This is a genomic window from Streptosporangium sp. DT93, assembly GCF_049844535.1.
GTDB lineage: Bacteria > Actinomycetota > Actinomycetes > Streptosporangiales > Streptosporangiaceae > Streptosporangium.
Genome location: NZ_JBNCLF010000004.1, coordinates 304,257 through 323,527, shown reverse-complemented (window position 1 = coordinate 323,527; position 19,271 = coordinate 304,257). Strand labels below are relative to the sequence as shown.

Annotated in this window: 19 protein-coding genes; 7 read left to right on the top strand and 12 right to left on the bottom strand. The window is 70.5% G+C overall.

Annotated elements, in window-relative coordinates; all coding sequences use genetic code 11:
- Positions 1-133 precede the first annotated feature (133 nt).
- Entirely contained in the window at positions 134-379 is a 246-nt protein-coding gene (locus ACLQ2R_RS11840; RefSeq protein ID WP_425959466.1) for a DUF2630 family protein, read from the bottom strand.
- A 286-nt stretch (positions 380-665) separates the two neighbouring features.
- On the opposite strand from ACLQ2R_RS11840, the gene leuA reads away from it, so the two are divergent.
- The 6 genes from leuA to ACLQ2R_RS11810 all read left to right on the top strand — a co-directional run bounded on the left by leuA (position 666) and on the right by ACLQ2R_RS11810 (position 7,202).
- Positions 666-2,381, top strand: coding sequence for a 2-isopropylmalate synthase (gene leuA, locus ACLQ2R_RS11835; protein WP_425959465.1), 1,716 nt, complete (start codon positions 666-668; stop codon positions 2,379-2,381).
- A 753-nt stretch (positions 2,382-3,134) separates the two neighbouring features.
- A complete protein-coding gene (locus ACLQ2R_RS11830; protein WP_425959464.1) occupies positions 3,135-3,467 on the top strand; it encodes an SSI family serine proteinase inhibitor in 333 nt (110 codons plus the stop codon).
- Positions 3,468-3,651: 184 nt separating this feature from the next.
- Positions 3,652-4,437 carry an aminoglycoside phosphotransferase family protein gene (locus ACLQ2R_RS11825; RefSeq protein ID WP_425959463.1) on the top strand — a complete coding sequence of 262 codons (786 nt, stop codon included), beginning with the start codon at positions 3,652-3,654 and terminating at the stop codon, positions 4,435-4,437.
- Between the two features lie 152 nt (positions 4,438-4,589).
- On the top strand, positions 4,590-4,976 hold the full coding sequence (locus tag ACLQ2R_RS11820; protein ID WP_425959462.1) for a TraR/DksA family transcriptional regulator: 387 nt from the start codon (positions 4,590-4,592) through the stop codon (positions 4,974-4,976).
- A 200-nt stretch (positions 4,977-5,176) separates the two neighbouring features.
- Positions 5,177-6,460 carry an FAD-binding protein gene (locus tag ACLQ2R_RS11815; protein ID WP_425959461.1) on the top strand — a complete coding sequence of 428 codons (1,284 nt, stop codon included), beginning with the start codon at positions 5,177-5,179 and terminating at the stop codon, positions 6,458-6,460.
- A 190-nt stretch (positions 6,461-6,650) separates the two neighbouring features.
- A complete protein-coding gene (locus tag ACLQ2R_RS11810) occupies positions 6,651-7,202 on the top strand; it encodes a hypothetical protein (RefSeq protein WP_425959460.1) in 552 nt (183 codons plus the stop codon).
- Between the two features lie 121 nt (positions 7,203-7,323).
- Here ACLQ2R_RS11810 and ACLQ2R_RS11805 read toward each other — a convergent pair whose 3' ends face one another.
- From ACLQ2R_RS11805 to ACLQ2R_RS11795, 3 genes are all read right to left on the bottom strand, one after another.
- Complete coding sequence (locus ACLQ2R_RS11805) at positions 7,324-8,649, bottom strand: acyltransferase family protein (protein WP_425959459.1); 1,326 nt, start codon at positions 8,647-8,649, stop codon at positions 7,324-7,326.
- 77 nt (positions 8,650-8,726) lie between these two features.
- A complete protein-coding gene (locus ACLQ2R_RS11800; protein WP_425959458.1) occupies positions 8,727-8,945 on the bottom strand; it encodes a DUF397 domain-containing protein in 219 nt (72 codons plus the stop codon).
- Entirely contained in the window at positions 8,933-9,760 is an 828-nt protein-coding gene (locus tag ACLQ2R_RS11795; protein WP_425959457.1) for a helix-turn-helix domain-containing protein, read from the bottom strand. Before ACLQ2R_RS11795 ends, ACLQ2R_RS11800 begins: the two co-directional genes overlap by 13 nt.
- Before the next feature lie 145 nt (positions 9,761-9,905).
- Between ACLQ2R_RS11795 and ACLQ2R_RS11790 the strand changes: the two genes are divergently transcribed.
- Positions 9,906-10,358, top strand: coding sequence for an ATP-binding protein (locus ACLQ2R_RS11790; protein ID WP_425959455.1), 453 nt, complete (start codon positions 9,906-9,908; stop codon positions 10,356-10,358).
- A 146-nt stretch (positions 10,359-10,504) separates the two neighbouring features.
- On the opposite strand, the gene ACLQ2R_RS11785 is transcribed toward ACLQ2R_RS11790, so the two are convergent.
- From ACLQ2R_RS11785 to ACLQ2R_RS11750, 8 genes are all read right to left on the bottom strand, one after another.
- The gene (locus tag ACLQ2R_RS11785) at positions 10,505-10,843 is read right to left on the bottom strand and encodes a hypothetical protein (RefSeq protein ID WP_425959454.1); all 339 of its coding nucleotides are present in this window, start codon (positions 10,841-10,843) and stop codon (positions 10,505-10,507) included.
- 18 nt (positions 10,844-10,861) lie between these two features.
- Complete coding sequence (locus ACLQ2R_RS11780) at positions 10,862-11,284, bottom strand: hypothetical protein (RefSeq protein WP_425959453.1); 423 nt, start codon at positions 11,282-11,284, stop codon at positions 10,862-10,864.
- 212 nt (positions 11,285-11,496) lie between these two features.
- Positions 11,497-12,324: a molybdate ABC transporter substrate-binding protein gene (modA, locus tag ACLQ2R_RS11775; protein ID WP_425959676.1), complete on the bottom strand. Its 828-nt coding sequence runs from the start codon at positions 12,322-12,324 to the stop codon at positions 11,497-11,499.
- Between the two features lie 357 nt (positions 12,325-12,681).
- The gene (locus ACLQ2R_RS11770) at positions 12,682-13,371 is read right to left on the bottom strand and encodes a response regulator (RefSeq protein WP_425959452.1); all 690 of its coding nucleotides are present in this window, start codon (positions 13,369-13,371) and stop codon (positions 12,682-12,684) included.
- Positions 13,368-14,672, bottom strand: coding sequence for a sensor histidine kinase (locus ACLQ2R_RS11765; protein WP_425959451.1), 1,305 nt, complete (start codon positions 14,670-14,672; stop codon positions 13,368-13,370). The genes ACLQ2R_RS11770 and ACLQ2R_RS11765 overlap by 4 nt, the downstream gene beginning before the upstream one ends.
- Before the next feature lie 52 nt (positions 14,673-14,724).
- A complete protein-coding gene (locus ACLQ2R_RS11760; RefSeq protein ID WP_425959450.1) occupies positions 14,725-15,513 on the bottom strand; it encodes an ABC transporter permease in 789 nt (262 codons plus the stop codon).
- A 204-nt stretch (positions 15,514-15,717) separates the two neighbouring features.
- Complete coding sequence (locus ACLQ2R_RS11755; RefSeq protein WP_425959449.1) at positions 15,718-16,650, bottom strand: ABC transporter ATP-binding protein; 933 nt, start codon at positions 16,648-16,650, stop codon at positions 15,718-15,720.
- 330 nt (positions 16,651-16,980) lie between these two features.
- Positions 16,981-19,236 (bottom strand): GmrSD restriction endonuclease domain-containing protein, encoded by a 2,256-nt coding sequence (locus tag ACLQ2R_RS11750; protein WP_425959448.1) that lies wholly within the window; start codon positions 19,234-19,236, stop codon positions 16,981-16,983.
- Positions 19,237-19,271 lie beyond the last annotated feature (35 nt).

Sequence of the window (19,271 nt, the reverse complement as noted above, 5' to 3'; positions counted from 1 at the left end):
AGACGCCGCGCGTGATCCTCCGGGTGGACGGTCTCCCGGATTTGGGTGGACGGTCTTCCGGGTTCCGCGAAGGCCCCGGAGAACGCTCCGAGCCGTTCCGGGACCGCTCCTGAACGGGGCGTGACGGGTCAGGTCACTGGCGGTAGTCCTCGACCTCGTCGATCGGGCGGGGGGCCGCGTCGTCCGGGTTCTCGCCGAACTCACGCCGTGCCCGGCGCTGCCTGAGCAGGTCCCACGCCTGGTCGAGCGCCTCCTCAAGGTGCCTGATCCGGGTGTTCTCCTCCCCGGAGGAGATCGAGTGCGAGGAGAGCCTCTCCCGGAGCTCCTTCTCCTCGGCGATGAGCTCGTTGATGTGGGCGAGAATGTCGCCGTCCTTCATGGCCGTACCCCCGTACTGTCCCTGTCGGCGTCCCTTCGGACTGTATCCGATCGAGAAAAGGCCGCATCGGCCCAGGTCCCGGCGGATGCGGGGATCCGGGGGAAACGACCCGTCTTGCCTGGTGAGATCGATGTCCAGATATTCGGGACCGTCTGCTAGCGTGCTGTGCATGCTGCGCGGCCTGCTTCTTAGCTGCCGCGACGAGGGCCTGTAGAGGCCGGCTCCCTCGTCGCGGAGCGAGCCATGCGCGTCGGCCACGATTGTTTTCCCAGTCGAGGAGCCTTGCATGTATCCGCAGCAGCAACCCAGTCCCATGCCGTTCGGGCGCTACCAGCCCTTCGAGCCGATCAGGCTGAACGACCGCACCTGGCCCGGCAAGGTCATCGACCGGGCCCCGCGCTGGTGCGCCGTCGACCTGCGTGACGGCAACCAGGCGCTGATCGACCCGATGGACCCCCAGCGCAAGCTGAAGATGTTCGAGCTGCTGGTGAAGATGGGCTACAAGGAGATCGAGGTCGGCTTCCCCGCCGCCTCCCAGACCGACTTCGACTTCGTACGGAAGATCATCGAAGAGGACCTGATCCCCGGCGACGTGGTGATCCAGGTCCTGACCCAGGCCAGGCCCGAGCTGATCGAGCGGACCTTCGAGTCGGTACGTGGCGCCACGCAGGCCATCGTCCACCTGTACAACTCCACCTCCACCCTCCAGCGCCGCGTCGTCTTCGGCCAGGACCGCGAGGGCATCACCGCGATCGCGGTCGAGGGGGCCAAGCTCTGCAAGAAGCTGGCCGACGACATGGACGGCACGGAGATCTACTTCCAGTACTCCCCGGAGTCCTTCACCGGCACCGAGCTGGAGTACGCCGTGGAGGTCTGCGACGCCGTCAACGACGTCTGGCAGCCCACGCCCGACCGCAAGGTGATCGTCAACCTGCCCGCGACCGTCGAGATGGCCACGCCCAACATCTACGCCGACCAGATCGAGTGGATGCACCGCAACCTGGCCCACCGCGACTCGATCGTGCTCTCCCTGCACCCCCACAACGACCGCGGCACCGCCGTCGCCGCCGCCGAGCTGGGCTACATGGCCGGGGCCGACCGGATCGAGGGCTGCCTGTTCGGCAACGGCGAGCGCACCGGCAACGTCTGCCTGGTCACGCTGGGCATGAACCTGTTCTCCCAGGGCGTGGACCCGGAGATCGACCTCTCCGACATCGACGAGGTCCGCCGGGTCACCGAGTACTGCAACCAGCTGCCGGTCCACCCGCGCCACCCCTGGGGCGGCGAGCTCGTCTACACCGCCTTCTCCGGCTCCCACCAGGACGCCATCAAGAAGGGCTTCGAGCACCTGGAGCGCGACGCGAAGGCGGCGGGCGTTCCGGTTGACGCGTTCACCTGGGCCGTCCCGTACCTGCCGATCGACCCCAAGGACATCGGCCGCACCTACGAGGCGGTCATCCGGGTCAACAGCCAGTCCGGCAAGGGCGGGGTCGCCTACATCATGAAGGCCGACCACCACCTGGACCTGCCGCGACGCCTGCAGATCGAGTTCTCCCGCGCCGTCCAGGCCCGCACCGACGCGCTCGGCGGCGAGGTGAACGCGGCGCAGATGTGGGAGGTCTTCACCGACGAGTACCTGCCCAACCCGGCCGCCCCGTGGGGCAGGCTGGGCCTGCTGGCCCACCGCACCGCCTCCGGGGGCGACGGGAAGGACGCCATCGGCGCCGACCTGCGCGTCGACGGTGAGATCCGCGAGGTCGAGGGGGTCGGCAACGGCCCGATCTCCGCGTTCTGCGACGCGCTGACCACGATCGGCATCGGCGTGCGCGTCCTCGACTACGCCGAGCACGCCATGAGCGCCGGCACCGACGCCAAGGCCGCCTCCTACGTCGAGTGCGAGATCGGTGGCCGGACCCTGTGGGGCGCCGGGATCGACGCCAACACCACGACCGCCGCGCTCAAGGCCGTCATCTCCGCGGTCAACCGCGCCGGGCGAGACTAGGGGAATCCGTACGGGCCTGTCCTGGACGACAGGCCCGTACCCGGTTCGTGCGGCTCACGCTTGTGCGGACCGTTCGCGGGGGCCGGATCTGTGTGGATCCGGCCCGTGCGCGTCCGGTTCGTGTGGACCGAGGTGGGGTGTCGTCCCGTCACCTGTCTCCCTCGTCGCAGGGTTTGCGGCCCGCCCCGCCCGGCGGAGGCGAGCGAGGTCGTTTCCGCTTGAATTGGCCGCCGCTCTGCTGATCGACTGGTTCGTGATATTCCGTGGTGAGTCGCTGCGAGACATCCCGACGTCGTCGGCATAGCATCTTCGCAGCTCAGGAAATGAATCTGTCCCCCCGGACAATCCGGAATCTCTATTTCGGTTATTACGATATTCGTACTATCGGGGGAATTCATGAAATGCGTTGTTGGCCTGGCCGCGGCCGGGTTCCTTCTCCTGGGCGGCACGGCCGTCGCGGACGCGCAACCACCGGGTGACGGGGACGGCTCACCGGTCGCCCGGTCCGCGGACCTGTCGCTCGTCCAGACCCCACCGCCGCCCAGGCCGTGGCCGCCGCGTCCCGACCCGAGGCCGCCGATGTCCGGGCCTCCGTGGGTGCAGCCGACCCCGCCGACCTCCGGCCCGCCGCCCTGGCCGCCGCGTCCCGACCCGACCCCACCGTGGGGCCAGCCGACCCCGCCGCGCCCCCGGCCGCCGTGGCCGCCGTGGCCGCCGCGCCCGGTTCCGCCCATCGTCGTTCCGCCGCGTCCGATGCCGCCCATCGTCGTTCCGCCACTCATCGGGCCGCTCCAGCGGGAACTCACGCTGGCCGTCTCGGAGAGGGGCGGTACGCGGCGCGTCCGGCTCTGGTGCGCGCCGATCCGCGGCACGCATCCCCGGCCGGCCGAGGCGTGCGGCGTACTGGGCCGCGCCCAGGGAGACCCGGCCTCGATCAGGCCCCCGTGGCGGGGGTGCCCGCAGTACTACGACGCCGTGACGGCGACCGCGACCGGCACCTGGGACGGCCGCTTCATCCGCTACTCCAGGACGTTCAGCAACAAGTGCGAGATGTACGCGGCGACCGGACCGGTCTTCGCCTTCTGACGTCCGCTCGCCGTCGACCAGGCCGTCGTGCCGGTGGGATCGCCCCACCGGCACGATGGCCTTCCTCGTGAGGGGCCGGTCGCGCGTGACGTCACGGATGTCCGAGGTGATCGATCTGATTGTCGCAGAATCGTCCGGGTACGCGAGCGACACGAGATCACGAGATCACGAGGGAGGGCGGACGATGCCCGAGCGGGAGGTTCTGGCCGGTGGTGGCGTCAACGAGGTGGTGAGGGTCGGCGCGACCGTACGACGTCCGGCCGGGCCGTGGTCACCGGCGGTCCACGGTCTCCTGGCGCACCTGCGGGCACGCGGGTTCACGGCGTCGCCCGCGGTCCGCGGAACGACCGGCGACGGCTTCGAGATCCTGGACTTCCTGCCGGGGGAGGTGGGCAACTACCCGTTCACCCCCGAGGTGGCCTCCGGCCGGGCGCTGGAGAGCGCCGCCGAGCTGCTGCGCGCCTACCACGACGCCACCGTGGAACACGCCCGCGACGTGACCGACGGCTGGATGCTGCCCGCCCGCGAGCCCGTCGAGGTGATCTGCCACGGCGACTACGCCCCGTACAACTGCGTCCACGACGGGGACAGGGTGGTCGGGATCATCGACTTCGACACCGCCCACCCCGGCCCCCGGCTCTGGGACGTCGCCTACGCCGTCTACCGCTGGGCCCCCGTCACCGCACCCGCCAGCCCCGTCGGCTTCGGCACGACGGCGGAACAGGCCCGCCGCGCCCGCCTGTTCTGCGACCGCTACGGGCTCGACGCCGCCGGCCGGGGCGTCCTGGTCGACGCGGTCATCGCCCGCCTGCACGCCCTGGTGGACTTCATGCGGGCCCAGGCCGCCGCGGGCAACGCGGCGTTCGCGGGCCACCTGGCCGACGGGCACCACCTCCAGTACCTCGCGGACGCCGCCTACCTCGACGAGCGACGGGCCGTCTTCGACCGCGCGCTCGGCCCCGGAGGATGACGACGGCCCCCTGAAAGGCCGTAAACTAGCGAAGTCGCAGGTCAACGGTTTTTTCGCGGGTCAGCGGCTTTTCGCGGCCGGTGGCTTTTTCGTCGGGACCGGGACGCTCCCGGCCGGGAGCCGGACCGGCATCGGGAGGGGACGGGACGGCGATGGAGGAACCTCTTCCCGCATCGGCGCTGCCGCCTTCGGAACGGGCGGCCATGGGCGATCTCCTGGCGGCCGACCGGGAGAGCACGATCTCCCAGATCGCGGCGCTGACGCGCGACTGGGACGACCTCGTCGCCGCGTCGGCGATGGTGGCCAACGACGACGAGCACGACCCCGAGGGGGCGACGATCGCCTTCGAGCGCTCCCACCTGCAGTCCATGCTGGACCGGGCCCGTGCCCACCTCGCCGACCTCGACGAGATGATCGAACGGCTCCACCGGGGCACCTACGGCGTGTGCGACGGCTGCGGGCGGCCCATCGCGCCGGAGCGCCTGCGGGCACGCCCGATCGCGCGCACCTGCATCGAGTGCGCGGCACGCCGCCGCTGATCATCCTCGGAGGCGTCCCACCGGGACGTACCCCGAGGCCCCGCGCTCGCGGCACCTCGCCCGGTCCCAAGGCCGGGTCCCAAGGCCGGGTCCCAAGGCCGGGTCCCAAGGCCGGGGACGGGTACACACCCGAGGCACCCCCGCGCTCGCGGCACCGGCCGGTCGCGCATAGCCTGGCGGGAGTCAAGGGAGGGCATATCGTGACCGGGCGGCCGACGAACTGGGCGGGCAACATCACCTACGGGGCGGCGCGGTTCCACCGTCCCGCCTCCGTCGAGCGACTCCAGGAGCTGGTCGCGTCGAGCGACGCCGTCCGGGCCCTCGGGACCCGGCACTCCTTCAACGAGATCGCCGACCGTCCCGGCGGGGACCTCGTCTCCCTGGAGGACCTGCCCGGCGCCCCGGAGCTCGACCCGGCACGCGGCACGGTCACGGTCGGCGCCGGCACGCGGTACGGGGAGCTGAGCCGGTGGCTGCACGGCGAGGGGTACGCGCTGCACAACCTCGGTTCCCTGCCGCACATCTCGGTCGCGGGCGCCTGCGCCACGGCCACGCACGGCTCCGGCGACGCCAACGGCAACCTGGCGACCGCGGTGTCCGGCCTGGAGCTGGTCACCGCGGACGGCGAGATCACCGTCCTCGACCGGGAGCGGGACGGTGACCGCTTCGCCGGCGCGGTCGTCGGGCTCGGCGCGCTCGGCGTCGTCACCCGGGTCGTCCTCGACGTCGTCCCCACCTTCGAGGTGCGGCAGTACGTCTACGAGAACCTGCCCTGGGCCGGCCTGGAGGAGCACTTCGAGGAGATCACCTCGGCCGCGTACAGCGTGAGCATGTTCACCGGGTGGAGCGGCCCCGCGATCGACCAGGTGTGGGTGAAACGGCGGGACGGCGACCCCGGCGCGTGGGAGCCCTCGCCGCGCTGGCTCGGCGCCGTGGCGGCCCCGGCCGACCGGCACCCCCTGCCGGGCATGTCCGCGGTCAACTGCACCGCCCAGATGGGCGTGCCCGGCCCCTGGTACGACCGGCTGCCGCATTTCCGCCTGGGTTTCACCCCGAGCAGCGGGGAGGAGCTCCAGTCGGAGTATCTCCTGCCGCGCCGGTACGCGCTCGACGCGCTGCGCGCGCTGGACGGGATCAGGGAGACGGTGGCCCCGGTCCTGCAGATCTCGGAGATCCGTACCGTCGCCGCGGACGGTCTCTGGCTGAGCCCCTCCTACGGGAGGGACGTCGTCGCCGTCCACTTCACCTGGAAGCAGGACTGGCCGGCGGTGCGCCGGGTGCTCGCCGTGGTGGAGGAGGCGCTGGAGCCGTTCGAGGCCCGCCCGCACTGGGGCAAGCTCTTCCTTACGCCCCCCGGCCGCCTGGCCTCGCTGTACGAACGGTTGCCGGACTTCCGGAAGCTGGCGGCGGACCTCGACCCGGCGGGCAAGTTCCGCAACCCGTTCCTGGACGAGCGCGTCTTCGCGGGCGAACTCCCTTCCTGAGGCGGTCCCGGACTTCCCGCGTGCGGGTTTCACCGCTTCCTGACCGGCCACAGCCACAACCTTGATCTGCGCATCGGTGCATCAGCGGATCGCATGAGCAGATTCGGGTAGCTAACTCCCATCACGGTGGTAACAGCGCGATATCCACCATAGAGATCGCGAAAGAACACGTGTGACGAGGGGGAAACGCATGAAACGCAATACCGTCGTGCGGGCGATGCACGACGTCGGACTGGCCGCCTGGTTCGGGGGATCGCTGATGGGCGCGGTGGGCCTCAACGGCGCCTCCGGCGTGGTCAGCGACAGGAACGAGCGGCTGCGGGTGGCCAACTCCGGCTGGATGCGGTGGAAGCCGGTGAACGCCCTGGGCATCGGCGCGCACCTGGTCGGCGCCGTCGGCCTGCTCGCTGCCAACAGCAGCCGGGTGGCGCACCAGAAGGGGGTGGGGGCGAGCACCACGGTCAAGGGGGCACTGACCTTCGCGGCCCTGGCCGCGACCGCCTACAGCGGGGCGCTCGGCACCAAGCTGGAGAGCGCGGGCGACGTGCCGGCGGAGAGCGGGGTGAAGCCCGAGAAGGAGACCCCGCAGGACGTCGCCAAGGCACAGCAGCAGCTGCGCGTCATGCAGTGGGTCATCCCGGCCGTCACCGGAACGCTTCTCGTCCTGACCTCCCTGCACGGGGAGCAGCAGCGACCAGGCGAGGTCCTCAGGGGTGTCATCCGCAAGACGTTCACCAAGTAGTACGGGGTTCACGGGCGGACACCCGGTCTGGCGGCGATCGCCGCCACGGGATGGCGGGGCGTGCTCTCCGGGGTGGCCGTACGGCCGTTCTCCGGGAGTCGCGGCGACCGGAGGTGCCGGATCACCCTCGATCGGGACGGCATGGCTCCTTCGGACACGAGGGAGCCATGCCTGCTCGACGGTCCGTCAGATCTGCCTGCTCCGTCCGGTCCGTCTGATCCGTCCGGTCCGTGTCCTCTGTCCGGTCCGTGCGGTCTTTTCGTGACGCCACGCGCCTGCCCAGCCGTTGCGCCGGAGCCTCCACGAAACGCCACGTCAGCGCGCTGAGCCCGAGCAGCACCGCCACCACGCCCGCCAGGGCCACCAGTCGCGTCCCCAGCGGCACGGACTGCGGTTCGGGCCACAGATGGTCCACGCTCTCCAGCAGCAGCGGGTGGAGAAGGTAGATCGAGTAGCTGACCACGCCCAGCCAGGCCAGGGCCCGTGGCACCCCGCGGTGCCGTAGCGCCATCCCGGCGGCGAAGGTGAGCCACGCGGCGATCGTGGCCGTCTGGACGCCGAACTCGTCCCGCCCCAGCCAGATCCCGGCCAGCGGGACCAGAACCGTCCACCCGGCCCGCCCCCAGGGGATCTCGCCCCGCTCGGCCCGGTACAGCGCCGTACCGGCGAACATGGTGGCCATGATCACGAGTCCCTGCCAGGGGCCGGGATAGCTCTGGTTGACGGCCAGCAGCACCAGCACGGTGCCGCCGCAGACGACCGCGCCCACGCGCCGCACCGCGTCCGAACCTCTCAGCACGGCGGTCAGGCCCGCCGCGACCAGGGCGGTCACCAGCAGCGTGACCGTCAGCATCCGGCTCGACGAGCCGTTCGACAGCAGTCCGGCCGGAAGGACACCCGCGCCCAGCACCGCCACGGCCGCGAAGCCGAGAGCACCCGTGGTGCTCCCGCGGTTCACGCCGAGGACGAACATCGCGGTCAGCAGCAGGTAGAAGGCCATCTCGTACGAGAGCGTCCACAGCACGTTGACCACGTTCGGCATGTACAGCAGGTTCTGCAGCATCGTCAGATGCCCCAGCGCCAGGGAGACCGGCCGGGAGTCCCACCAGACGTCCCCCTCGTCCCAGCCCATGGCCACCAGCAGCGCCATGCCCGCCACGCACACGCCGAACAGCGGGTACAACCGGAAGAGCCGGGAGGTCCAGAAGGCGCGCACGCTGCCCCGCCGCTCCAGCGACGCGGGCACGATGTAGCCGCTGACCAGGAAGAACACCATCACCCCGTACCAGCCGGGCTCGAAAACCGCCTTGACCGCGGATCGGGCCTCGGGCAGCAGCGGTTCGAGCGCGTGCTCGAAGACCACGACCAGGGCGGCGATGCCCCGCAGGGCGTCCAGCCATCCGAGGCGTCCCCGGGTCCGCTGCGGCGCTTCACGAACGGTCGACATTCGGGGCATGCTAGCGGTCAATGCCCGCACCTTATCGATCCAGGCGAAAACGCAAAGATCAGGGGCATCGACGGTCGCTACACCCGGTCGAACTCGTCTCTCTTCACCCCGCCGACGAAGGCCGCCCATTCGGCGGAGGTGAAGACCAATACCGGGCCGGAGGGGTTCTTGCTGTCGCGAACACCTCTACGGCCGCCGGACATGTCGGCAACCTCGACACAATTTCCGCCGTCAGGCCCCGACAGCGTGGACGTGCGCCATGTGGCCGCATCGAGTTCCCGGGTCAATTCGTCCATCGCTGCAATGTCTCCTTGATCAGTTCCAGGGACTCGCGCTGGGACAGTGCTTCGGATCGAATCCCCTCGTATCTGTATGCTAGAACGCCGACGTCTTCGGGTCGCTCCGTTACCCGGCTCATGACCCCGGCGGACTCGACATAAGCGGTGTCGAAAGTGCCCCGTGTCTGCGCTATGGCGAATCCACCTGCGAGTCCGATGGTGGAACATGCCTCCAGGGGAAGAACCTGAACGGTGGTCCGCGAGCTCTGACCGACCTCCAGAAGACGGTTGAGCTGTTCCGCCATCACGGCACGGTTGCCGATCGGGCGATGAAGGACCGCCTCGTCGATGACGACCCAGAACAAGGGGGGCCTGGGGCGTCTGAGAATGGACTGGCGCTCCATCCTGGTCTTCACCTGCTCCTCGACCTGCTCGGGAGTGACGCCGACATCGCCGCGCAGAATGGCCCTGGCGTAGTCCTCCGTCTGGAGCAGACCGGGCACGATCAGCGGCTCCCACGTGCGCAGCGCCTCCGCCGTGGCCTCCACGTCGAGCCAGGGCCGGAACCACGGCGGGGCCGACGCGTGGCTGACCATCGGCCAGAGCCGCATCAGGGCACCCTCCGCCTCCAGGGCCTCGTCGCAGTAGCGGGCGAATTCCTCCGACGGTGACCGCTTGGCGGTCTCGATCATGCTGATCGTCCCGATCGAGTAGGGCACCACCTTCGACAGCTTGATCTGGGACCACTCCCGGGCCTTGCGGAGCCGCCGCAACTCGTAGCCGAAGAGGGCCGTCGGGGAGTCGGAGGGAGAGAGATCACTTTCCTTCGGCATCGTGCCTCCAGGGGGAACCAACGTTTCAACAGGGGTTTCATTGAAACCGTTGATAACTGATCGAAGTCAATCGACTACCGAATGTATCCGAAATTTGGGATGGTCGGAAGGTCGGTCGAGGATGAGTCCCTCAGGTGGGTGAAACATGGAAACGGCGAGTCCGAAGCCAAAGGCCATCGGCAGCGTGGATCTGCCGGGTATTCGCGAATCCGTTTCACGAGCCCGTTCCGAAGTGCGTGCATGGCTCGGCGCCGATCATCCCGCGATCGACGATGTCGTCCTGGCGGTTTCCGAGCTGGTGACGAACGCGATCAGGCACTCCGACTCCGCGTGCAGGGATTTCATCGGCCTCACCGTCGCCGCTACGAATGAAATCATCTACGTTCACGTCAATGACCCGGGTTCCCTGCTTTCCGGGCCTCATGTCCGAAAAGAAGTGGACGCCGAGGACGGCCGGGGGCTGCTGATCGTCCGCGAGATCTCCCTGGAGTGGGGCACGCGCGAGCACGGCCACGGCCTCGGCCGCACGGTGTGGTGCGCCATCCCGGCCATCCCGCTCTTCGACGACCCACCCGCTCCCGAGTCGCCCTTCAAGTAGAGCAACACCCAGAACGTCCGGCCGGAGCCTTCCCCCGTACCCCGGCCGGATCGACCCCCGGTGAGACCGTCCCCCTCACCGGGGGTTCTCTCTGCCCGAGGTGGGGAGGGCGGCCCATCCACCTCCTGCGCACGTACGGGACGGGTTCAGTCGCGGAGGAAGTCGACCGCGCGTCCGTCCAGCTCCTGAGCGCAGCGTAATCCCCTGGCGCGGAACGGTGTCAGGCTGCGGCGCATGGCCAGCACGGCCTTTCGCGCACGGACGGAGTGAACCCCGTCCATGGCATCCATCGCCCGGCCCCAGGTCGCGCACGCCTGCTCGACACCGCCTTGTGCCGCCTGCATCTCTGCCTGAGCGACCAGATCAAGGGCGACGATCCGCGCGTACGTTCCCGGAGGCCGGCTCGCCGCCGCGACAGCGTACTGTTCGGCGGCCCCGCGCCGGTCGCCGAGCGTCTCGAAGACCTTGGCGGTGCGCGAATGCACGGTCGCCGTGGCCGGACCTCACGCCAGAGCCCAGAACGGCATCTCGTCGCCCTCCGCGCCGGCCAGGCAGGCACGCGCGCGTTCCACCTCCTGGACGGCCGGGCGGCGCTCACCCGTCTTCGCCAGAGCGTGCGCGTGCGTGATCGCGAACAGGGCCTCTGTCCGCGCGTCGACTTTCCCATGGACCCGTGAAAGACCGGTCTCGGCCAGGGCGAGACAGTGTTCGGGCCGATGCAGCTTCATCCCCTGCTGTGCCATGGTCCGCATCACGAACGCGTCGTGTCCGACGACCTCGGACTCGACGGCCAGAGCGTAGGACTGCAGGTAGTACCGCTGGGCGAGGCCCTGCTCTCCGGCGTCGTACGCCTTCCAGCCCGCCAGGTGCACGCCGGCGGCGGCCACGGAGTACGCGGATGCTGACAGGAAGCGTCGTCGGTCCACATCCGCTCTCCACATCCAGACCAGGACGCCCAACGGGTCGGGGCCGATGGGCAGTCCGATGCTGTCGTCTTCTTACCGGCTCGTGGGGAGTGCAAGCCGAGGTCATCCACGTTACGGCACGTCCCGGACGACGTGACAGCGCTGCGGCGAGATGTCGTCCCATCCGCCCTGACGCCCGGGTTCCGCTGCGCGGGGAACGCCGTCGTCGCGTCTCAGGGGGTCTGGAAGCCGGCCTTGGTCAGCACGTCCTTGCCCTGCTGCGACAGCACCAGGTCGACGAACCGCTCGGCCGCCTCGGGGGCGGGGGCCCTGGACAGGGAGGCGATGGGGTAGTCGTTGGTCGCTTTTCCCGACTCGGGGAAGTCGATGCCCTGGACCTTGCCGCCGGAGGCCAGGACGTCGGTCCTGTAGACCAGGGCGGCGTCCACCTCGCCGAGCTCGACCTTCGTGAGGGTGGCCTTGACGTCCTGTTCGAGGGTGACCGGGGTGACCTTCAGGCCGGCGGCGTCCAGGGCCTTGGCCGCGGCGGCGCCGCAGGGCACCTGCTCGGCGCACAGGGCGACCTTGATCTTCGGGTCGGCGAGGTCGGCCAGGTCGTCGACCTTGGCGCGGTTGTCGGCGGGGACGGCGATCTGCAGGCTGTTGCGCACGAACGTGATCGGGGCACCGGCCAGGGAGGCGTCGGTGACGGTCTTCATCGCGGCCGGGCTGGCGGCGGCGAAGATGTCGGCCGGGGCGCCTTCGACGATCTGCTGTGCCAGGGTGGCGCTGGAGCCGAAGTTGAAGCGCACCGTCGTGCCCGGGTGCGCGGTCTCGAAGGCCTTGCCCAGCTCGGTGAACGTTCCGGTCAGTGACGCGGCGGCGAACACCGTCAGCGTCGTGACCTCGCTCGACGGTGCCGTCGGCGCCGTCGATCCCGAAGCGGCCGGCGCGGCCGGGGCGGGGGTGGCCGAATCGCTGGAGCCGCACCCCGAAAGACCGGCGGCCAGGGTGAGGGCGAGGGGGACCGTGAGGGCCCACCGGGAAACGCGCCTGGACAACCTGAACAACAGGGGCTCCTTACTGGCTCGCTGCGCGAGCGGGATCGGCGATCTCCACGACGACGCCGGTGGGCTCGATCGCGGCGACCGTCACCTCCCCCGCCTCCGGTCCCGGCTCATCGGTGGACGATGCCGGGGCCGACGCTCGAAAGAGCGATGGCCTCGCTGGTCCGAGACGTCGTCGCGATCTCAGGATACCGTCGCAAATTCTGGCATCAAGCCTCGGGTTGCCTGGCAATCGCGGCATCGATCGCTGTCTTTCATCGCATCTGAGAATGGGGGTGTTCATGTTCCCGCGTACGTGCCGGCGTCGGCGAGTCCTGCCGGTGCGCGGGCGGAAGCCGGAGAGGCGAGGGCTCAGGGATGTTCGGACGCTCGCGGGACGAGGAGTCTGCGGTTGAACGCCTCGGTGACGGCGGCGGCGCGGTCCTTCACCCCGAGCTTGGCGTAGATGTTCAGCAGGTGACTCTTGACCGTGGCCTCGGTGATGAACAGGCGGGCGGCGACCTCGCGGTTGGTGTTCCCGGCCGCCATGAGTTCGAGGACCTCCAGTTCGCGCCGGCTGAGCAGTTGCGGCGCGGGGGTCCTGACGCGGGTCATCAGCCGTGCCGCGACCGAGGGGGACAGGACGCTCTCGCCCCGGGCGGCGGCGCGCGCGCCGCGCAGCAGGTCCTCCCGGGGGGAGTCCTTGAGCAGGTAGCCGGTCGCCCCGGCCTCGATCGCCGGCAGCACGTCGGTGTCGGTGTCGTAGGTCGTCAGGACCAGGACGCGCGCGGTGAGGCCGAGCCTGGCGAGCTCGGTGATGGCGGTGAGCCCGTCCATGCCGGGCATGCGCAGGTCCATCAGGATCACGTCGGGCCGGAGCCGCTGGGCGAGCCGTACGGCCTCGGCGCCGTCGGAGGCCTCGCCCAGCACCTCGAATCCGGGTGCGGAGGCGAACATGCTGCTCAGCCCGTCCCTGACGATGGGGTGGTCGTCCGCGACGATCAGCCGGATCGGGGGCTCGGCCGCCTGGCCGGTCGCGGGGTCGGTCGTGTCGCGGGTCATGGACGGCTCCCGGCCGGTAGGAGGGGGACGCGGGCGGAGATGCCGGTGCCGGAGCCGGGTTCGGACTCGATCCGCAGGCTTCCGGACAGTCCCTCGACGCGCTGGCGCATGATGGTCAGGCCGAACCCGCCGTCGCGGGTCGGCGGGTTGGGGTCGCCGTTCGCGATCGTGCGGGCGTCGAGGTCCGGCGGCTCGAAGCCCGTGCCGTCGTCGCGTACGTCCAGTGCGACCTCGTGCTCCAGGTAGGACAATGTCACCCCGACCCTGGTCGCGCGGGCGTGCTTGGCCACGTTGGCCAGGGCCTCCTGCGCCGTGCGCAGCAGCGCGAACTCGGCCTCCGGTGTCATCGGCCGCGCGGTGCCGGTCGTGGTGACCTGGACGGCGAGACCGTGCAGCCTCGACCACCGGTCGCAGACGTCGGCGAGCGCGTCGCTCAGGGGTGAGGTCTCCAGCGGCTCGGGCCGCAGCGCGTCGACCGAGCGGCGGGCCTCGGCCAGGCTCTCCCTGGCCAGGCCCTTGACGGCGTCGAAGGGCCGTCTCCACTGCGCGGGGACCTCGTGCATCTGCTCGGCCGCCTGGAGCTGCGCGATGATCCCGGTGAGTCCCTGGGCCAGGGTGTCGTGGATCTCGCGGGCCATCCGCCGTCGTTCGTCGAGAACGCCCGCCTCCCGGGCCTGGGCGAGCAGCTGGGCGTGCAGGCCGGCGTTCTCGGCGAGCGTCGCCTCCAGCAGCCGGTTGGCCCGGTTCAGCTCGGTGAGGGTCCGCTCGCGCTGCTCGTCCTCCCGCTCGGCGAGGCGGAGCACCCAGGCGGTGCCGCCCATGAGGCCCACGTTGGCGAGAACGATGATCATGGACAGTGTCAGGCCGGACCAGGTCGTGTTGTCGATGGTGGAGGCCTGCGCGGTGCCGGCCACGACCGCCGTGGCGGCCACGCCAAGAAGTCGCCACGGCCAGCGCAGGAGGGTGAAGGCGTAGATGTAGGGCGCCGGGGTGAACAGCCCGAACGCGGGATCCCGTACGACCAGGATCGCGGTGATCAGTACGAGTCCGGTGAAGAACACCGTCGTGGCCGCCGGTCGTTCCCACGAGGCGGGACGCAGGGTGAACATGCCGAGCATCCATGCCGCGGCCAGCGCGCACAGGCCGAGGTCGACGAGCAGGGAGCCGCCCTCCAGCGGCTCCCTGGCCACCCTGAGGACGGTGAGGGCGGCCAGCAGCGTGTAGGGCACCACGGTGACGAGGAGGAACGGCGGCTCCTGGGGCGCGGAGGCGGAGCACTCGGGTCGCCATCGGCTGTTCATGACTTTCCTCCCTTGGGGCGAGTGTATTGCCGGTGGGATCGGCGGATCGGGCCTATTCCCAGCGGAACCAGCGGACGGCGGCGAGCGCGCATCCGGCCGCGTAGGCCGCCAGGATCAGCAGGGGGGCGGCGGAGGGGAAGTGGCCGAGGTAGGCGTCCTGGAAGGCCCGCATGCCGGCGCCGAGCGGGGTGTAGTGGCTGATGGTCTGCAGCACCGGCGGCATCTGGGTGATCGGTACCCACAGGCCCGCGAAGAACATCATCGGGAAGAACAGGGTCGTGCCGATCGCCGAGGCCGCGTTGCGTCCGGGGGCGAGCGCGGTGATCAGCAGGCCCATGGCGAGCAGCGCGGCGGCCCCGAGCAGCCAGGAGACGGTGAAGCCGAGCAGGTGCCGTGGCAGGCGTACGCCGAAGCCGAGTCCCGCGACGGCGAGGAAGAGGACCATCGCGACGAGCGCTGTGGCGAAGTTGGCGGCGAGCTGGGCGGTGAGCATGCGGGCGGGGCCGACGGGCGTGGTCCGCATCCGGCGCAGGACGCCGTTCTCCCGGTAGCCCGCGAGCGTGGTGGGCAGGGCGGTCATGGCCAGGATGGCCAGGTTGAACAGGATCAGGACGGGGACGTAGAGCTCGAAGATCGTCAGGCCGCCTGCGGCCTCCTGGCGCTCCCGCAGGGCGGGGACGCTGCCGAGGATGACCAGCACGACCAGCGGGCAGCCGACGCCCCACAGGGGGCCGACCTTGTCGCGGACGGACAGTTTGCTCTCGGCCTTGACGAGTCTCCAGGTCGTGGAGCCGCGACGGGCGGTGACGGGGGGTGCGGTGGTGGCGGTCATGGCTGCCATGGGGGTGGCTCCCTTGTGTGTGTCGTGGTCTTCGCGGTCGAGCCGGAGTGGGCCGAACCGGGGGATCGAGCCGGACCGGGTCGGTTCGGGGCGGGCTGGGCCGGACCGGGGTGGTTCGGGGCGGGCTGGGCCGGACCGGGGTGGTTCGGGGCGGGCTGGGCCGGACCGGGGTGGTTCGGGGCGGTTCGGGCCGGGTGGTTCGGGTCAGGCGGAGCCGGACCGGGAGACGGGGGCGAGGTGCCTGCCGGTCAGCTCGACGAAGGCGTCCTCCAGGCTCGCCTGCTCGACGCGCAGGAGTTCGGCCACGATGTGGTCGCGGGCCAGCACGGCGGTGACGGCGTTGAGGGCGTTGCCGTTGCCGCTGACGATCACCAGCTCTCCCCGGCGGGTGACGCGGGAGACGTCGGGCAGGCTCGTCAGCAGGTGGTCGTCGATCGGCCTGGAGGGGCGGAACCGGATGCGCTGCTCGATGCGGGCCCGTTCGGTGAGGCCGGCCGGGGTGTCCACGGCGACGACGCGGCCGGCGTCGATCAGCGCCAGCCGGTCGCAGAGCCGCTCGGCCTCCTCCATGAAGTGGGTGACCAGCACGATCGTGACCCCACGGGAGCGGACCCCCTCGATCAGCTCCCAGGTGTCGCGGCGCGCCTGCGGGTCGAGGCCGGTGGTGAGCTCGTCGAGGATCGCCACCCGGGGGTTGCCGACGAGGGCCAGCGCGATCGACAGCCGCTGTTTCTGGCCGCCGGACAGCTTGGCGTAGCCGGTCCTGGCCTTGTCGGCCAGGCCGAGGTCGTGCATGAGGGCGCGCCAATCGGCCGGCCGGGGGTAGAAGGAGCTGTAGAGCTCCAGGGCCTCGGCGACCTGGAGGCGGTCGGGGAGGTGGCCGGCCTGCGGCTGGACACCGAGACACGGGGTCAGCTCGGCGCGGTCCCGCCGGGGGTCGAGGCCGAGCACCCTGATCTCGCCCCGGTCCGGCGTGCGCAGGCCCTCGACGCACTCCACGGTCGTCGTCTTGCCGGCGCCGTTCGGGCCGAGGATCCCGAAGATCTCACCCTCCTGCACGGTGAGCGAGACGTCGTCGACCGCGATCTTGTCGTCGTAGCGCTTGTGGAGGTTCCGTACCTCGATCACCGGTGGCATGTGATGTCCTCTCGGGCTGGTCCGTGGCCGTTCGGCCTGCGTTCAGCCTCCTATGACCAGGGCTTTCGCGACATCGGCCAGGGGACGGGACCGGGCCGTCGAACGGCGGGGCCGCGGAGTCAGCCGATCGGTTGATCGCCGACCGGACGACGGGCGCACGAACGACGGCGAGACGGCCGCCCGGGGACGCGTCGCGGGGAGCCGTAGAAGGCGGGACACGGGCCGCCGAGGGGTCAGGACCCGGGGTGCCGAGGGGTCAGGGCCGCGGGGTCAGGACCCGGGGTGCCGAGGGGTCAGGGCCGCGGGGTCAGGACCCGGGGTGTCGAGGGGTCAGGACCGGGGGATCAGGCCGCGGGTGAGGGCCTCCTCGCGGAGGCGTTTCAGCGGCATCACGGCCCCCTCGCGCTCGACGCGCCACACGTCCCAGCCCGCGCACGCCTTCGTCCCGGCGACCGCGATGCCCGCGGCGGACAGGGAGTGGTACGCCTGGCCCGTCGCCGCCACCCTGATCCTCCCGTCCTCCTCGACCGTGGCGAAGTGGATCTCGCCCCTGACCGTACGGAAGATCTTGGTGTTCGGCGCCACCAGGCCGACCCTGATCAGGTCGACGAGCTCGACGCCGTAGCGGCGGCGTGACGCGGACGGTTCGGGGGAGGGGGCGGGAAGGTCGATCGCGGGGAGGCGGAAGCCGAGCCCGGCCGGGTTCCAGACCTCCTCGCAGAGCAGCCGGTAGAGGTGCTGGCGCTGCTCGATCTCGGGCACGCCGAACGTCTCGCAGGGCCGGAACGCCCTCTCCAGCCCCGACTCCCGCAGGTAGTGGGTGAACGGCGTGTTGCGCTGGCGGCTCTTGGGGTGCAGGGAGGCCGCGAGCCGGTTCTCGGCGTAGTAGTGCTCGAGCTTCTTGGCGTAGGGGTCGTCCCGGAAGCTCGCGTTGACGGACTTGGGGAGCAGCAGCAGGGCGCCGAGGCGGTTGCGCCGGATGTAGAACTCCGCCCGGGTCTCCACGTCGTTCCCGTGCCGCTCGAAGCGGTTGGCCCAGATGTGCTCGATCTCGTAGTCGCGCGCCCCCCGCAGGAAGCCGTACTCGTGGTCGCCGCCCTCGCACGCCCGCTGCACGTGGGCGGTCACGCGGGAGAGCAGGTAGCGGACCAGGCGGCGGTTGTTGGCCCGCAGCCCGAAGGTGGCCAGCTCCCGGAAGTCGTACTCCAGCAGGGACGTCTCCCGGCCGAGGACGACCGCGACGTCCTCGACGGTCCGGCAGATGCGCAGGAGGGGGATCAGCCGGTGGACGATCTCGTCGAGGTCGCGCCGCTGCACCGGCAGGTTGTTGACGCACCTGCGCACGTAGACGAGGTCGAGGAACGAGGCGACCATCGAGCACTTGCGGGTGAACACCTCGTCGGGGTCGTCGGGGGAGACGACGCAGAGCAGCAGCGTGAACTGGTCGTCGATGCCGTTGTGGCCGTTGAAGTGGACGGAGGCCAGGTCGGACCTGTACTTCCGGCGGGCGCGCAGCAGCTCGCAGTAGCGTTTCGAGGTCTCCGTCAGCCTGCGGACGAAGTCGCGCGCCCCGGCGGGATGGCCGAGGCCGAGCTGCAGGTCGTTGCGCAGGATCCACTCGTGGGCGGCCCGCCCGATCTCGGCGGCGTCGGTGGAGGGGGCGCCGCCGGGGGTCTCGTCGAACTGCGCGTACCGCGCCAGCAGGAACGAGCGGACGTAGGAGCTGGGCGTGCCGGTCTCGGGGGAGTCGGTGTCGGCGGCGGTCAGGCGGGCGAGCATGCCGGCCCACGCCTCGCCCAGTTCCTTGCGCGCCTGGGGGCCGACCCGGCGGAAGAGGTGGCCCTTGAGCAGGTCCACGTGGTTCAGCCGCAGTCCCCGGTCGTTCATCGAGACGAAGATCTCGCGGCCGTTCTCCTGGCCGAGGGCCCGGATGCCGACCAGGCAGACCCTGTCGAGCAGCCAGCGGACGAAGGGCACCAGGGCCTCGCCGCGCAGCACCTCGGGGAACTCCCCGTCGATCTCCCTGCTGCGGTCGTGCAGGTTGCGGACCGAGACGTGCGCGTCGTCGGGCAGCGTGAACCCCGCGAGGCCGTTCCAGTCCCCGACCAGGGAGTTGAGCAGTTGCGCGCGGGCCAGCTCCTCGGAGCCGCCGACCTTGAAGCTCCGCCTCCCGTGCCGCGCGGTGTAGGTGAGCCGCTCCAGCTCGCTGGCGTAGATCCCCATGTCCTGGTCGAGCAGGAGCTGGCGCAGGTAGATCAGCACGAGGTGCAGGGTGGTGACCCGCTGCTGGCCGTCCACCAGGAAGGTGCGGCCGCCGCTCTCGTGGTAGACGTACGGGCCGAGGAAGTACGGCGCGTAGTGGCCGACCTCGTCGCGGTCGTGCAGCACGTCCCACTGGTCGAGGAACTTCTGGGCCAGGTCGTCGATGAGCGTGCCGACCTCGTGCCGCGTCCAGGTGTATTCCCGCTGGTAGTAATCCAGGGCAAAGGAATTCCGCTCGAAAAGGGCGCGTACCGTCACGCCTTCGCCGTGAATGGGGCTGTCCACCATGGAGTCGGGAGCGCCTCTCGCCTCTGTTTTGCTCATTAAGAGCTGATTCATCTCGTTTATCACGACAGATG

What these genes read in the sequence shown, in the direction of transcription:
- ACLQ2R_RS11840 (WP_425959466.1), bottom strand. Translation starts at nt 379, where the DNA reads ATGAAGGACGGCGACATTCTCGCCCACATCAACGAGCTCATCGCCGAG.
- leuA (WP_425959465.1), top strand. Translation starts at nt 666, where the DNA reads ATGTATCCGCAGCAGCAACCCAGTCCCATGCCGTTCGGGCGCTACCAG.
- ACLQ2R_RS11830 (WP_425959464.1), top strand. Translation starts at nt 3,135, where the DNA reads ATGCCGCCCATCGTCGTTCCGCCACTCATCGGGCCGCTCCAGCGGGAA.
- ACLQ2R_RS11825 (WP_425959463.1), top strand. Translation starts at nt 3,652, where the DNA reads ATGCCCGAGCGGGAGGTTCTGGCCGGTGGTGGCGTCAACGAGGTGGTG.
- ACLQ2R_RS11820 (WP_425959462.1), top strand. Translation starts at nt 4,590, where the DNA reads ATGGAGGAACCTCTTCCCGCATCGGCGCTGCCGCCTTCGGAACGGGCG.
- ACLQ2R_RS11810 (WP_425959460.1), top strand. Translation starts at nt 6,651, where the DNA reads ATGAAACGCAATACCGTCGTGCGGGCGATGCACGACGTCGGACTGGCC.
- ACLQ2R_RS11805 (WP_425959459.1), bottom strand. Translation starts at nt 8,649, where the DNA reads ATGTCGACCGTTCGTGAAGCGCCGCAGCGGACCCGGGGACGCCTCGGA.
- ACLQ2R_RS11800 (WP_425959458.1), bottom strand. Translation starts at nt 8,945, where the DNA reads ATGGACGAATTGACCCGGGAACTCGATGCGGCCACATGGCGCACGTCC.
- ACLQ2R_RS11795 (WP_425959457.1), bottom strand. Translation starts at nt 9,760, where the DNA reads ATGCCGAAGGAAAGTGATCTCTCTCCCTCCGACTCCCCGACGGCCCTC.
- ACLQ2R_RS11790 (WP_425959455.1), top strand. Translation starts at nt 9,906, where the DNA reads ATGGAAACGGCGAGTCCGAAGCCAAAGGCCATCGGCAGCGTGGATCTG.
- ACLQ2R_RS11770 (WP_425959452.1), bottom strand. Translation starts at nt 13,371, where the DNA reads ATGACCCGCGACACGACCGACCCCGCGACCGGCCAGGCGGCCGAGCCC.
- ACLQ2R_RS11765 (WP_425959451.1), bottom strand. Translation starts at nt 14,672, where the DNA reads ATGAACAGCCGATGGCGACCCGAGTGCTCCGCCTCCGCGCCCCAGGAG.
- ACLQ2R_RS11760 (WP_425959450.1), bottom strand. Translation starts at nt 15,513, where the DNA reads ATGGCAGCCATGACCGCCACCACCGCACCCCCCGTCACCGCCCGTCGC.
- ACLQ2R_RS11755 (WP_425959449.1), bottom strand. Translation starts at nt 16,650, where the DNA reads ATGCCACCGGTGATCGAGGTACGGAACCTCCACAAGCGCTACGACGAC.
- ACLQ2R_RS11750 (WP_425959448.1), bottom strand. Translation starts at nt 19,236, where the DNA reads ATGAGCAAAACAGAGGCGAGAGGCGCTCCCGACTCCATGGTGGACAGC.